Source organism: Providencia sp. PROV175 (genome assembly GCF_032707045.1).
Taxonomy (GTDB): Bacteria; Pseudomonadota; Gammaproteobacteria; order Enterobacterales; family Enterobacteriaceae; genus Providencia; species Providencia hangzhouensis.
Genome location: NZ_CP120533.1, coordinates 630133 through 644771 on the forward strand (window position 1 = coordinate 630133; position 14639 = coordinate 644771).

Sequence of the window (14639 nt, forward strand, 5' to 3'; positions counted from 1 at the left end):
TCTTAAGTTTGGGGCGAAATACAGCATTATGTGGTTACTTGTTATCACGACGCTGCTTTGGGCAGCGTCGTTTAGTCTTATCGGCGAATACCTTGCGGGTCAAGTAGATAGTTGGTTTTCAGTGTTAGTGCGGGTTGCACTGGCTTCGCTGGTTTTTTTACCTTTCCTACGTTGGCGCCAATTTAGCGCTAAAGTGATTGCGCTCTATATGCTAGTGGGCGCTTGCCAACTAGGTATCATGTACCTGTTTGTCTTCCATGCTTATCAATACCTTACTGTTGCTGAATTTTTGCTTTTTACGGTATTAACGCCGCTATATGTCACGTTAATTTATGACTTATTAGAACGGCAAAAGCTGCGTAAAGGCTATTTGTTTAGCTCACTATTAGCGGTCATCGGTGCTGCAATTATTCGTTATGACCACTTGAGTGAATCTTTTTGGTTAGGTTTACTTTTTGTGCAGTTAGCAAATATCTTTTTTGCGATTGGGCAGGTGGGGTATAAACGTCTGATGGAGGTGCATCCGATCCCTCAACATCAGGCTTTCTCATGGTTTTACCTTGGTGCAACGCTAATTGCATTACTTGGATGGCTGCTATTTGGTAATAAATCGATGATGCCGACAACGACTCTCCAGTGGGGCGTCTTACTGTGGTTGGGTATTGCAGCTTCAGGCATTGGCTACTTTATGTGGAACTATGGCGCAACCAAAGTGGATGCCGGAACCCTTGCTATTATGAATAACATGATGGTTCCAGCGGGGTTATTAGTGAATTTTGCTATCTGGCAACAACATCCGGATTGGCTGAGTTTTACCATAGGATCGAGCCTGATAGTTGCTTCTCTTTGGGTGCATAAGCGTTGGATCCTTTCGCGGCCTTCACATAAGACAAATTCTCCACGGCGTGGTCCGTCGTCGTCTCAGTAAACGCTTCAATAGCTGGCTGGCGCTGTTCTCCTTCACGGCAAGCTGCATACAGCCGGCTCCATAAACCGCTACCCAAGGTTTTGGTTTTTACTAGCCCTTGTTTTTCAAATGAATCAACCGCCCAGTGAGGTAGTGCGGCAATGCCCATTTTGGCTGCAACCATTTGGATTAAAATTAATGTGTTATCGACATTTTTCACATTAGGAGACACGCCCGCAGGTTGCAGAAAATGGCGCCAAACATCGAAGCGATCCCGTTGTACAGGGTAGATAAGCAGTGTTTCATCTGCCAAATCATGGGGCTCAATATGCGGCCTTTTGGCTAACGGGTGGTCATTCGCTACAATCAATTTCACTTCATAATCAAACATTGGCGTATAGTGGATGCCTTGATCTGGCAAAATGTCAGAGGTCATCACAATATCCAATTCCCTTGACAGTAATTCAGGTTGAGGGTCGAACGTCACCCCTGACTTAAAATCTACGCTGACTTGTGGCCAAGTTTGTCTGAATTGTTGTAATGCAGGGGTTAACCACTGAATGCAGCTATGGCATTCAATCGCGATGCGTAATGCACAAACCCCAGGCTCATTACATACTCGAATAGCATCTTTCACCAATGGCAGAACCTGTTGCGCCAATTGTAATAAGACTTCCCCTTGTGGCGTAAAGCGCAATGGCTGGCTTTTACGAACAAATAACCGGAAACCTAGCCGATGCTCTAAATCACTAAACTGATGTGATAAAGCAGATTGTGTCTGGTGCAAGTGAGTTGCTGTTGCCGCTAATGAACCGTATTGGCTGAGCGCTTGCAATGTTTTTAAATGTTTTAGTTCGATCATGAGAAACCTTCACGGTGACAATGAAAAATTTGCGCTTGTGCTTTATACAGTACCTGTTGATTATGGATGTGTAAACATCTAGACGGCTAAATATTTTAAGGGGTCAATATGTCTGTTATAAATCATACACTTGGTTTTCCACGTGTCGGTCTAAAAAGAGAGCTAAAACGTGCACAAGAAGATTATTGGGCAGGCAAGATTGACCAAGCCGCTCTATTAGAAACTGGTTATCAACTACGTGCACGTCATTGGCAGCAACAAAAAGAGGCGGGTGTTGAGTTATTACCCGTTGGTGATTTCGCTTGGTATGACCAAGTGCTGACAACCAGTTTGTTATTAGGCAATGTGCCGCTACGCCATCAAAATGAAGATGGTTCGATTGATTTAGATACCTTATTTCGTGTAGCCCGCGGTCGCGCACCAACGGGCAAACCCGCTCCAGCAGGTGAGATGACGAAGTGGTTCAATACTAACTACCACTATATCGTGCCTGAATTTCAAAAAGGGCAACAATTTTCTCTGTCTTGGACACAACTGTTTGACGAAGTCGATGAGGCATTAGTATTAGGCCATAATGTGAAACCGGTTATCATTGGCCCTATAACCTACCTTTGGTTAGGTAAAGTGAAAGGGGAACCATTTGACCGCTTATCATTATTGAATGAATTATTACCTGTTTATCAGGAGATCTTGTCGCGCTTAGCAGAAAAAGGTCTTGAGTGGGTGCAAATTGATGAGCCTGCATTAGTGTTAGATTTACCAGATCAATGGCAGCAAGCTTATCAGCAGGCTTACCAAGCGCTATCAGGCCAAATAAAAATACTGCTAACCACCTATTTCGATGGTATTAGTCACCATGTAGACTTGATTAAGCAACTCCCTGTGCAAGGTCTACATGTTGATGTGGTTGCAGGTGCTGATAATATTGAAAAACTACATCAAATACTGCCAGCAGACTGGGTATTATCACTAGGAATTATTAATGGTCGTAACGTATGGAAGGCTGACTTAGGGGAAAAATTCTTACAGGTGAAGCCGCTCTTAGGTCAGCGTGATATATGGGTAGGAACGTCATGTTCATTACTGCACAGCCCAATTGACTTAAATGATGAGACGCGTTTAGATGCCGAAGTAAAAAGCTGGTTTGCTTTCGCTATCCAAAAATGCGAAGAACTTGCTCTGTTAACAAAAGCGTTAAATCAGCCAACAGACAGCCATATTGCTGAATTAGATACATACAGCGCACCTATTCGAGCGCGTAGAACATCAGCTCGTGTGAATAATGCATCAGTGGCTCAGCGTTTGGCGGCAATCAGCGAAGGGGATACAGAACGTTATAGCCCCTATCCACAGCGAGCAGCGCGCCAACGTCAACGCTTTAACTTACCATTATGGCCAACAACCACGATTGGCTCATTTCCTCAAACAAGTGAAATCAGAACATTACGTTTAGACTTCAAAAAAGGGAATGTGGATAAAACCTACTATCGCACCAATATTAGTGAACATATTAAGCAAGCCATTAAAGAACAAGAAATTTTAGATATCGATGTCCTTGTGCATGGTGAAGCTGAACGTAATGACATGGTGGAATACTTTGGTGAGCACTTTGATGGCTATGTATTTACCCAAAATGGTTGGGTTCAAAGCTATGGTTCACGTTGCGTTAAACCGCCAGTGATTATTGGTGATATTAGTCGCCCAGAAGCCATTACGGTGGAGTGGGCAAAATATGCTCAATCTTTAACGGAGAAACCTGTCAAAGGGATGTTAACTGGCCCTGTCACTATTCTATGTTGGTCATTCCCACGTGAAGATGTTAGCCGTGAAACGATAGCGAAACAAATTGCGCTAGCGTTACGTGATGAAGTGGACGACTTACAAAAAGCGGGTATCGGTATTATTCAAATCGATGAGCCTGCACTGCGTGAAGGGTTACCATTGCGTCGAGACGAGTGGGCAGCTTACCTCAAATGGGCGGTTGATGCTTTCAAGCTCAGTGCTGCGATTGCGGATGACGACACGCAAATTCACACCCATATGTGCTATTGCGAATTCAATGACATCATGGATTCCATTGCGGCATTGGATGCCGACGTGATTACGATTGAAACATCACGTTCAGATATGGATTTGTTAGATGCATTCGAAGATTTTGATTATCCAAATGAAATTGGACCCGGTGTTTATGATATTCACTCACCAAATGTACCGAATGTGGAATGGATTGTTGCGCTATTAAGAAAGGCGGCGAAGCGTGTTCCGGTTGAGCGCTTATGGGTTAACCCAGATTGCGGCTTGAAAACTCGTGGCTGGCCAGAAACTCGCCAAGCATTAGCTAACATGGTTGAAGCAGCGAAACAGCTCAGAAATGATCAGTAAAATGGCGATTAGTTAGTGTGTCAAAAAGGCAGGTTTTCCCTGCCTTTTTAGAAAGTATTAACCAAATAATTTAGATTTCAGTAAGTTCATACCGATAGAAGCCAAATCGAGGTTTTCTGGGACTTCGCCATTTGGTGTGGCGCTATCAACCAACTGAGGAAGATATTTAGCAATCATTTCTGAGGTTGCTTGAGGCTCTAAGCCAACCTGTTGAGCTAATTCTTGGATATTTGCATTTCCAAAAACTTGCATTAATTGGCTGGCATCGATAGGTAAATTATTTCCTTCACTGATCCACGATGCAATAACACCGCCTAAGTCTTGCTCGTTAAATTTTTCGATAACACCTTGAAGGCCACCTTGCTCCTCAACCCAGTTTATTACTGATTGAAATTGTTGCATTTTATCGCCTGCAACCATACCCATCATTTGCTCAAATAACCCCATGTTATCTCCTAGGCAATCCGCCAATTTATGCTCTCATCCATAGTATGGAGCATTATTCAAAAAATTGTAGTCGGCTATTTTCAGCAATTTGAGTTTTAGGTCAATAGAAATGATGCATTGAATATAGCCCAGTAAAAAAAACACGGTTTGGCATTTGTGAATTAAACGTGAATAAACATAATGTGCATCACATTTTTTATCACATTATCCTGTGAAAGTGTGTTTGAGGTGCGGTGTTTTTTATTTTGTTTTAATTCAACTAATTATGCTTTATTTGTTGGTTTTTTATATTATCTCAAATGTGATATTAGTCATGTGTTTGTGAATTTTATTGTGTGAAAATTCACAACAGTCACGAAGATTAACAACATCAGGGGTCATTATGGGAAATTTCGTTAATAAAATTGGCGTGATTGGCCTAGGTTCTATGGGGATGGGGATCGCACAATCTCTTATAAAAAATAACATTCCCACCTATGGATTTGATTTAAACCAAGATGCATGCAAAAGCCTATTTAATGCAGGAGCAATTGCAGTGGGGCAAAATGCAGCGGAATTTGCCCATGAAATTGATGCTTTGTTGCTGGTAGTGGTTAATGGTCGTCAAGTTGAAGCCATTTTGTTTTCGGGTGAACAGCCTTTAGTTGAACAATTACGCCCCGGCACAGTTATTGTGCTGCACAGTACCTTGGCTGCGGAACAAACTAAAAATATCGCTCAGCGACTTGCTGTATATCAATTACCCCTTGTAGATGCGCCTATTTCAGGTGGCTCAATTAAAGCCGCTGAAGGGAAGTTGACCATCATGGCTTCAGGTGAACCAGCTCTATTTGAGCAGCTTTCACCCGTATTTAACGCTATTTCTGAGCGCTTGTATCGAGTAGGGAATGAAGTTGGCTTAGGTTCAACCGTCAAAACGATTCACCAGTTATTAGCTGGGGTACACATTGCTGTTGCGGCAGAAAGTATGGCTTTAGCCGCCAAAGCGGGTATTGAGCTTGACGTGATGTACGACATTGTCACTCATGCAGCTGGAAATTCATGGATGTTTGAAAACCGTATGCAACATGTCTTAGACGGTGATTATACGCCAAAATCCTCAGTAGATATTTTTGTCAAAGATTTAGGGCTAGTGATGGAAACAGGGAAAGCATTAAATTTCCCGCTGCCACTTGCTTCAACAGCCCATCAAATGTTTATTTCAGCGAGCAATGAAGGCTTTGGTCAGCAGGATGACAGCGCGGTGATCAAAACATTTAAAGGTATTACTTTACCGGAGAAAAAAGCATGACAGTGAAGTTAGGGGTAATAGCGGATGATTTTACCGGTGCGACAGATATTGCAGGCTTTATGGTGCAAAACGGTTGGAAGGTTGTTCAGCTATTGAATGAACCCAATGAGAGCACACCAGTACCACAAGATGTTGATGCGATAGTGATTAGTTTAAAAAGCCGCTCTTGTCCTGTCGATGAAGCCGTCAGTGCATCGACCAATGCAGGTAATTGGCTGAAACAAAAAGCGCATTGCCAGCAAATTTTCTTTAAATATTGTTCGACGTTTGATTCAACCGAAAAAGGCAATATTGGCCCCGTTACGGATGCATTAATGGCGCAACTGGGTACAAACTTAGCATTAGTTTGCCCCGCGCTACCCGTTAACGGTAGAACGGTGATTCATGGACATTTATTTGTGAATGGCCAGCTACTTAATGAAAGTGGCATGCAGCACCATCCTGTAACGCCAATGACCGACGCAAATTTATTGCGTGTGATGGAAAAACAATCAAAAGGTCAAGCCGGTCTAATCAAACTTGAAGATATTCAAAAAGGCAGTGAGGTTGTTAGCCAAAAACTGACCGAGTTAGCCCAACAAGGTGTGAGTTACGCGGTTGTTGATAGCTTAACAATGGATGATTTGCTCCCTATCGCACAAGCGGTTAAAGCGATGCCATTGTTGACAGGGGGTTCCGGTCTCGGTGCTGCACTGGCCAATGTGGATAGCCAATGTCCATGGGGCGGTACAACGCAACGAGGTGAAAAGCCAACAGGGAAAAACAGGAAAACAGTTGTTTTATCGGGAAGTTGCTCGGTAATGACTAACAAACAAGTTCAGGCTTATCAGCAAGTTGCTCCTGCAAAAATGTTGGATGTGGGTGAGTGTTTAAATAACCCTGAGTATGCCAAAACATTGGCAGATTGGGTGCAAGCACAGCAACTAACGGGTTTGGCGCCAATGCTTTATGCCACTCAATCACCTGAATTACTGAAAAAAACACAAGAGAAATACGGTGCTGCGGAGTCGAGTTTCGCGGTCGAGAAGGTATTTGGTGAGGTCGTCGCGCTGTTGCAAGCGAAAGGGTATGACACCTTTATTATTGCGGGTGGTGAAACCTCCGGAAAAGTGGTTCAAAGCCTTGGGACAGAACAATTAAGTATTGGCTCACCAATCGCCCCAGGTGTGCCATGGGTACAGGACTTAGCAAGCGGTAACTGGTTGGCGCTGAAATCAGGTAATTTCGGCCAAGAAAATTTCTTCCAGTTTGCACAGGAGATGTTTAATGAGTGATGAAAAGGCGCTGCGCCAAGAGTTAGTCGATTGGGCTAAATCAATGTTTAACCGCGGATACAGTAGCGGTGGTGCAGGAAATATTAGTGCTCGGTTACCTGATGGTTCGATTATTGTGACACCGACAAACTCCAGTTTTGGTGATTTAGACCCTAACAAACTGAGTAAACTCGATGCACAAGGCAATTGGATTGGGGGAGATAAACCGACAAAAGAAGTTTCTATGCATATGGCGATGTATTTGCAACGCCCTGATTGCCAAGCAGTTGTTCACCTTCACTCACCTTGGTTAACGGCGTTGTCTTGCTTACCGGGGTTAGATACAACAAATTGTTTACCTCCCATCACACCTTATTATGTGATGCGAGTGGGGAAATTACCATTGATTGAATACTTGCCACCGGGGGATGACCGAATTGGTGAGGAAATTGCAAAATTAGCACCGACACATAATGCGGTATTGCTATCAAATCATGGTCCGGTCGTGGGTGGCAAAACGTTAAGACAAGCTTTCTTCAATGCAGAAGAGTTAGAAGATACAGCTCGCTTATATATCACATTACGCCCACATGGCTTTACAACATTAACGCAAGAGCAAGTTGAACAGCTCGAAAGTCGTTATCCACAAAAGTAGCGAGGCGAAAATGGCTAAATTTGCTGCAAATTTAAGCATGATGTTTACCGAAGTGCCTTTTATACAGCGCTTTGAACGTGCTGCAAATGCGGGGTTCAAAGGTGTCGAATACCTCTTCCCTTATGAAGAAGATGCCGATGTCATTGCGGGGGAGCTGAGTAAACACCATCTAACACAAGCTCTGTTTAATATGCCAGCGGGAAATTGGGCACAAGGGGAGCGTGGTATGGCTTCGATCCCAGGTCGTGAGAAAGAATTTGCCGAAGGCGTACAAACGGCCTTGAAATACGCAAAAGCCTTAGGCTGTAAACAAGTTCATGCGATGGCGGGGAAAGTGAATGAAAACTATACACTTGAACAGCAAACTGCATGCTATATCAAAAATATTCAATATGCGGCGGATGTGATGGCTGAGCACGGTATTCGTGTGCTTATCGAACCCATCAATACCCGCGATATGCCCGGATACTTTTTGACGACACAAAAACAAGCTGAAGCATTACTACCTGAAATTGCTCGTGAAAATGTATTTATCCAGTTGGATTTATATCACTGCCAAATTATGGAAGGTGATTTATTGAAAACAATTGAACGTTTATGGGGTAAATTTAGTCACATTCAGATAGCGTCAGTTCCTTATCGTCATGAACCGGATAGCGGTGAAGTCAATTACCCATGGATTTTTAAGCAGTTGGATGAAATGGGGTATGAAGGCTGGTTAGGATGTGAATACCATCCTGCAGGCCGCACCGAAGATGGATTAGGCTGGCTTAAACAAGCAAATTCATAATTAGGAGAACCTATGCTCCCTTCTGAGCGTCGTGATTTTATTTACCGTTACGTGCATGAACATCAAACCGTATCGATCAGTGACTTGGTTGAGCTAATGAATGTCTCTCATATGACAGTGCGACGTGATATTCGGATGTTAGAAGAAGAAGGGAAGGTACTCAGTATTAGTGGTGGCGTTAAGTTAAATGATGTGCTGCGCCAAGAGTTACCTTGGAGTGAAAAAGCGCGGTTACATCATCGCCATAAGCGTGAAATTGGCCAGTTTGCCAGCTCACTAGTTGAAGATGGGCAAGTGGTTTATCTCGATGCGGGAACAACTACCTTTGAGATAGCACGCGTACTCGGCGAGCGTTTCAACTTAACGATTGTCACTAATGATTTTTCGATTATGCAGTACTTAATGAATAAGTCGCAGCTAAACCTATACCACACCGGGGGATTGGTGGATAAACGTAACCATTCTAGTGTAGGGAATACGGCTGCGATGATGCTGAAAACCCTCAATGTTGATATTGCTTTTATCAGCACCAGTTCATGGGATTTGCAGCACGGGGTTTCTACCCCGCATGAGGAAAAGGTTCAGATAAAACAAACGCTATTGGATGTTGCTCGCCGTTGTGTGCTGGTTTCAGACAGTAGTAAGTTCGGCAAATATGGCATGTTTCGTGTTTGCCCATTGAATCAATTGCACGACATCATTTGCGATGACCAATTACCAACTGATGTGGTGCAGCGGATAACAGAACAAAACATAAAACTTCATTTAATCAAGACATAAAACATAAATAATCTTACCTAAAACTGCATAGCCAGTTAAAAGGCTATAGCAAGGAGAATTACAATGAAAGTTATTATTACTGGTGGCGCAGGCTTTCTGGGCCAGCAGCTAGCCGCTGCTTTGCTTAAAAATAGCCAGGGTTTAAAATTTGACCACCTTGTTTTAGCCGATATTCAATGCCCTACATCACCGGTTGAAGATGCCAGAGTCAGTAGCGTCGCGTTAGATTTAACGCAAGCAGGGGCGGCTGATAAACTGATTGATGCACAAACCGATGTGGTTTTCCACCTTGCAGCTATCGTAAGTAGCCACGCTGAAAGTGATTTTGACTTGGGTATGAAGGTTAACTTTGAAGCCACTCGTCAATTATTGGAAGTCGCTCGTGCCAAGAACCCTGCAATCAAATTTATGTTCACCAGCTCCCTCGCTGTGTTTGGTGGTGAGCTACCTGATGTCATCACAGACTTGTGTGTCGTTAACCCACAATCGTCCTATGGTGCTCAAAAAGCTATGTGTGAATTGATGGTGAATGACTATTCACGTAAAGGCTTTGTTGATGGCCGTGTGATGCGTTTACCAACCATTAGTATTCGTCCGGGTGTGCCAAATAAAGCCGCCTCTTCATTCGCAAGTGGCATTATTCGTGAGCCATTAAATGGGGTTGAAAGTGTTTGTCCTGTCTCCCCTGACCTCGCGTTATGGTTATCTAGCCCTGAAACTGTGATTAACAACTTTATTCATGCGGTCAGTATCCCTGCTGAAAAATTTGGTAAATCACGCACTGTGAACCTGCCAGGTATCACCGTTACCGTCCAAGGTATGATCGATGCTCTGCGTGATGTTGCAGGCCAAGAAGCTGTGGATCTTATTCGCTTTGAGCCTGATGAAGCCATTAACCGTATTGTGGCGAGCTGGCCGGGCAAATTTGATATCAGCCGTGCATTGGATCTCGGTTTTCGTGCAGATGGCTCGTTTGGTGATGCGATCCGTTCGTTTATCACCCACCACGGTTCTTCTAAGTAGGAGATAGCCTATGTCCTATATTCCTGTTATTGGCCTCGCAGTGGCCATATTTGTCCTGATCTTCTTAGTATTACGAACGCGTGTTCATGCGTTATTAGCAATGCTAATTGCCGCAGCAATCGCGGGTATATCCGGTGGTTTGACTGCAGCAGAAACGGTGACAGTCATCACAAAAGGCTTTGGGTCAACACTCGGTAGCATCGGTATTGTTATTGGACTCGGGGTAATGATGGGAAGGGTGCTGGAAGTTTCAGGTGCTGCTGAACAGATAGCTTATAGCTTTATCAAATGGCTAGGTAAAAAACGCGAAGAATGGGCGTTAGCAATTACCGGCTATATTGTCAGTATTCCTATCTTCGTTGATTCTGCTTTTGTGATTTTATACCCATTGGCAAAAGCATTAGCCAAAAATGGTAAACGTAGCATACTGACTTTAGGCGTTGCACTCGCGGGTGGGTTAGTGGTGACACACCACACCGTTCCACCAACACCTGGGCCTTTAGGCGTGGCAGGGATCTTTGGTGTCGATGTTGGCGCAATGATCCTGGCAGGAATGAGCCTCGCTATTCCTTGTGTTATCGGTATTGTTCTTTACGCAAAATGGTTAGGGACTAAATACCCTGAATTTATGCCAGATGAAACGGGTAGTGAAGACCTGAAAGAAGTTCACGCTCGTTATATGGAAGAAAAAGCGAATAAACCATTACCAAGCCTGTTCTTATCGCTTTTACCGATTATTACGCCTATTTTGTTAATTTTCATAAATGCAATCAATGGGTTAATGCTAAAAACGGAATCTTTCCAAGGCATGGAAAGCAATTGGTACTTCCAAACGTTTCAATTTTTAGGTGCACCGATTATCGCATTATCAATTAGTGTGTTGATCTCTGTTTACACATTAATGCCAAAAGCAACAAAAGAAGAAGTCATCGACCGTATGGAAGAGGGCTTGCAAGCTGCCGGTATCATCCTACTTGTAACGGGGGCTGGTGGTGCATTAGGTGCAGTACTGCGTGATAGTGGCACAGGAAATATTCTTGCAGAACACGTGGCAAATCTGCCGATTACACCTGTATTGATTCCGTTTATCATCGCAACGTTGGTTCGTTTGATTCAAGGTTCGGGTACAGTAGCAATGATTACTGCAGCATCTATTTCTGCACCAATTATTAGCCAAATACCTGATATTAACTTATTGGTCGCGGCGCAAGCGGCAACCATGGGGTCTCTGTTCTTCGGTTACTTCAACGATAGCCTGTATTGGGTGGTGAACAGAATGATGGGAATTAAGGACGTTAAACAACAAATCATTGTTTGGTCTATTCCGACCACCATTGCGTGGGCGATAGGTCTAGTTGGTGTCCTCATTCTTGATGTAATTCTCTAACATAGCGTTATCAGTTTTAGTTCTGCCAAATAATCAAAGCGCCCAGTCATTTGGGCGCTTTTTTCGTTATGTCAAACTTTCATCTATACTGATGACAATGGATGTTAAAGAGAAATAAAGCTAATGAATATATGTGATTCAAATCACTAAATGATGAAATCAAGCTTTTATTACTTTCATTAAAGGTGACGGCCATCACTAAAAATTTATCGTTTTCTCGTTATATTACAAATAACGATTAATCAGTATCGACTGATTTAATGATGCCATTGTGTAAAGGAGTTTGAAATGTCCGACGTTTTCCACTTAGGTTTAAAGAAAAGTGACTTACAGGGTGCGACCGTAGCGATTGTTCCTGGGGATCCTAACCGTGTTGAAAAAATTGCACGTCTGATGGATAACCCTGTACACCTTGCGTCATTACGTGAATACACCTCTTGGCGTGGTGAACTTGACGGAAAAGCCGTCATTGTTTGTTCAACGGGTATTGGTGGTCCATCAACCTCGATTGCCGTAGAAGAACTGGCACAACTTGGTATCCGTACTTTCTTACGTATTGGTACAACAGGTGCAATTCAAGAAGATATCAATGTCGGTGATGTGTTAGTCACTACGGGAGCTGTACGTTTAGATGGTGCTAGCCAACACTTTGCACCATTAGAATACCCTGCAGTTGCTGATTTTAACTGCACCAATGCGCTTTATGCTGCTGCGAAAGACGCGGGCGCAACCGTTCATGTCGGTATCACTGCATCATCAGATACCTTCTACCCAGGTCAAGAACGCTATGATACCTATACCGGCCGTGTAATGCGTCACTTCAGAGGGTCGATGAAAGAGTGGCAAGACATGGGCGTGATGAACTATGAAATGGAGTCAGCGACATTACTGACCATGTGTTCAAGTAGTAAAGGCTTGCGTGCAGGTATGGTGGCTGGTGTTATTGTAAATCGTACCCAGCAAGAAATTCCAAATGAAGCGTTACTGAAGAAAACGGAAGGTAACGTGTTAAGCATTGTGGTTGAAGCCGCTCGCCGCTTACTGTAGTTCGTGATTTACTGGCTCGCTTACTTGAATTTCACTCGGTTGTGGACGAAAAGTAGGCGGGCTTAGTCCTTTTATCTATTTTTCATCTCTCTTTATTTCCTCTATAGATTTAGCCATTATTCATTAGTTTTCAGGAAATATTCTGATCCTCTTATTTGCTAGATCTGTTATTGTCATAAAAACAATTATCAATATTATGTGCCCTTAAATTATTCAGGTTACATTTGTTTTATTGTTAACTGGAATGAAAGCTATAGGGCGAAAAGGAATTATTATGTCAACAACACCTTATCTTCATCCTTCTGTTTTGCCTTTAAAAGGCGGTATTAACTTCCGCGATCTCGGTGGTAAAAAACTCGCTAATGGTGGAAAAATTAAGCCTGGAGTCCTGTTCCGTTCTGGTGCGTTAGACCGATTAACACAGGAAGACGAAGCGGTTTTGCGTTCACAAAATCTTTTCCAAATCATTGATTATCGTGATGAAGCTGAAATCTTAGATAAGCCTGATGTCATTTGGCAAGGCGCGCATTATATTCATGCTCCAGCGAATCCCTTAGCTAAAGAAGTCACCGCAAATTTAGATAAATTAACGCCAGAAATATTGGAACAGTTCGATCCACAAGCCTTTATGTTTCGTTTATATGAACTATTACCTCTGAACAATCCTGCTTATCACCAATTGGTCAATTTACTCAAGCAGCCAGAAAAAGGCGGGATCGTGCAACATTGTGCAGTAGGAAAAGACCGCACAGGGGTCGGTTCTGCACTCGTATTATTTGCGTTAGGTGCAGATTTAGACACAGTAATGGAAGATTATTTACTGACTAATGAAACACTTGCACCATACCGTAAACACTTACTCGAAGAGCACGCAAAAACGATGGACGAAAATATCGTGAAAAAATTTGAGTATGTCTATTCAGTACGTGAAGACTTCTTGAGAACAGCTCTAAACAGTATTGAAAGAGAGTATGGCAATGTAGAACAATGGTTAGAAAAAGATTTTGGCCTAGGGAAACAGCAACGAGAAGCACTACAAAGTCAATTTTTGGACTAAGTCGTACTAACTGAAACATGAGTTGTGGATGAGCCATTTTTCTATATCCACAACTCGGTTTTTCCAAAGGTGTTTTTGCTTTGTTTAACTTTGATTTACTACTTTTTCGCTACAGTATTCTGATTATCCCCTAATGAAAGGAACTGACCGTGACACTCAATGAAATTGTCACCATAGTGACGGACTTTACACGCGAACATGAAGTATGGGCGCTTCCTATTATTTTCTTTTTGGCGTTTGGGGAGTCTCTGGCATTTCTGTCACTTTTGTTACCTGCAACGGTTATTTTACTCGGGCTTGGCGCTTTGATTGGTGAAAGTAATATTACTTTCTGGCCAATATGGTTAGCGGCTGCACTCGGTGCTTTCTTTGGGGACTGGCTCTCTTATTGGATTGGTTATCATTACAAAGAAAATGTACGTCATATGTGGCCAATTTCTCGAAACCCGCAAATGATTGATAAAGGGCAGCGTTTCTTTGACCGTTGGGGTATCTGGGGAATTTTCTTTGGGCGCTTCTTCGGGCCTTTACGAGCCATTGTTCCCTTGGTTGCTGGGATTTGCGCAATGCCACAACGGCATTTCCAGCTCGCCAATATCGCCTCTGCGATGATTTGGGCATTTGGTATTTTAGCGCCAGGGGCGCTGGGCCTAAAGTGGTTCGCAAGTTGGATAGGCTAAGCTTGCGAAGCGCTTCGCAAAATTTTCTTCAATGGCTAAATTACCTCTGGACACTTATACAGTATCCCATTACCTTAC

General features: G+C 43.1%; 14 protein-coding genes. 12 read left to right on the forward strand and 2 right to left on the reverse strand.

The window, feature by feature from the left end; all coding sequences use genetic code 11:
* The first annotated feature begins 28 nt into the window (after window positions 1–28).
* Window positions 29–928: a carboxylate/amino acid/amine transporter gene (locus tag P3L44_RS02655; RefSeq protein WP_140172646.1), complete on the forward strand. Its 900-nt coding sequence runs from the start codon at window positions 29–31 to the stop codon at window positions 926–928.
* Here P3L44_RS02655 and metR read toward each other — a convergent pair.
* Window positions 813–1769 carry an HTH-type transcriptional regulator MetR gene (metR, locus tag P3L44_RS02660; protein ID WP_004260859.1) on the reverse strand — a complete coding sequence of 319 codons (957 nt, stop codon included), beginning with the start codon at window positions 1767–1769 and terminating at the stop codon, window positions 813–815. The two genes, P3L44_RS02655 and metR, sit on opposite strands and share 116 nt — an antisense overlap.
* A 108-nt stretch (window positions 1770–1877) precedes the next feature.
* On the opposite strand from metR, the gene metE reads away from it, so the two are divergent.
* On the forward strand, window positions 1878–4151 hold the full coding sequence (gene metE, locus P3L44_RS02665) for a 5-methyltetrahydropteroyltriglutamate--homocysteine S-methyltransferase (RefSeq protein ID WP_272661951.1): 2274 nt from the start codon (window positions 1878–1880) through the stop codon (window positions 4149–4151).
* 57 nt (window positions 4152–4208) lie between these two features.
* On the opposite strand, the gene P3L44_RS02670 is transcribed toward metE, so the two are convergent.
* On the reverse strand, window positions 4209–4598 hold the full coding sequence (locus tag P3L44_RS02670; RefSeq protein ID WP_140172648.1) for a YidB family protein: 390 nt from the start codon (window positions 4596–4598) through the stop codon (window positions 4209–4211).
* A 382-nt stretch (window positions 4599–4980) separates the two neighbouring features.
* Between P3L44_RS02670 and ltnD the strand changes: the two genes are divergently transcribed.
* From ltnD to P3L44_RS02720, 10 genes are all read left to right on the forward strand, one after another.
* Window positions 4981–5889, forward strand: a complete 909-nt coding sequence (gene ltnD / locus P3L44_RS02675) for an L-threonate dehydrogenase (RefSeq protein ID WP_004914916.1) — start codon at window positions 4981–4983, stop codon at window positions 5887–5889.
* Window positions 5886–7163: a 3-oxo-tetronate kinase gene (gene otnK, locus P3L44_RS02680; RefSeq protein ID WP_004914914.1), complete on the forward strand. Its 1278-nt coding sequence runs from the start codon at window positions 5886–5888 to the stop codon at window positions 7161–7163. The genes ltnD and otnK overlap by 4 nt, the downstream gene beginning before the upstream one ends.
* The gene (locus P3L44_RS02685) at window positions 7156–7797 is read left to right on the forward strand and encodes an aldolase (RefSeq protein WP_110592465.1); all 642 of its coding nucleotides are present in this window, start codon (window positions 7156–7158) and stop codon (window positions 7795–7797) included. Before otnK ends, P3L44_RS02685 begins: the two co-directional genes overlap by 8 nt.
* Window positions 7798–7807: 10 nt before the next feature.
* Window positions 7808–8587 (forward strand): 2-oxo-tetronate isomerase, encoded by a 780-nt coding sequence (otnI, locus tag P3L44_RS02690; RefSeq protein WP_004260839.1) that lies wholly within the window; start codon window positions 7808–7810, stop codon window positions 8585–8587.
* Between the two features lie 12 nt (window positions 8588–8599).
* Window positions 8600–9367, forward strand: coding sequence for a DeoR/GlpR family DNA-binding transcription regulator (locus P3L44_RS02695; protein WP_004260836.1), 768 nt, complete (start codon window positions 8600–8602; stop codon window positions 9365–9367).
* 63 nt (window positions 9368–9430) lie between these two features.
* Window positions 9431–10390 (forward strand): D-erythronate dehydrogenase, encoded by a 960-nt coding sequence (gene denD / locus P3L44_RS02700; protein ID WP_140172650.1) that lies wholly within the window; start codon window positions 9431–9433, stop codon window positions 10388–10390.
* A 10-nt stretch (window positions 10391–10400) separates the two neighbouring features.
* Window positions 10401–11777 (forward strand): GntP family permease, encoded by a 1377-nt coding sequence (locus P3L44_RS02705; RefSeq protein ID WP_140172651.1) that lies wholly within the window; start codon window positions 10401–10403, stop codon window positions 11775–11777.
* A 288-nt stretch (window positions 11778–12065) separates the two neighbouring features.
* A complete protein-coding gene (udp, locus tag P3L44_RS02710; RefSeq protein ID WP_272661950.1) occupies window positions 12066–12824 on the forward strand; it encodes a uridine phosphorylase in 759 nt (252 codons plus the stop codon).
* A gap of 274 nt (window positions 12825–13098) precedes the next feature.
* The gene (locus P3L44_RS02715; protein WP_272661949.1) at window positions 13099–13881 is read left to right on the forward strand and encodes a tyrosine-protein phosphatase; all 783 of its coding nucleotides are present in this window, start codon (window positions 13099–13101) and stop codon (window positions 13879–13881) included.
* Window positions 13882–14030: 149 nt separating this feature from the next.
* Window positions 14031–14561, forward strand: a complete 531-nt coding sequence (locus P3L44_RS02720; protein WP_140172653.1) for a DedA family protein — start codon at window positions 14031–14033, stop codon at window positions 14559–14561.
* Window positions 14562–14639: the final 78 nt, after the last annotated feature.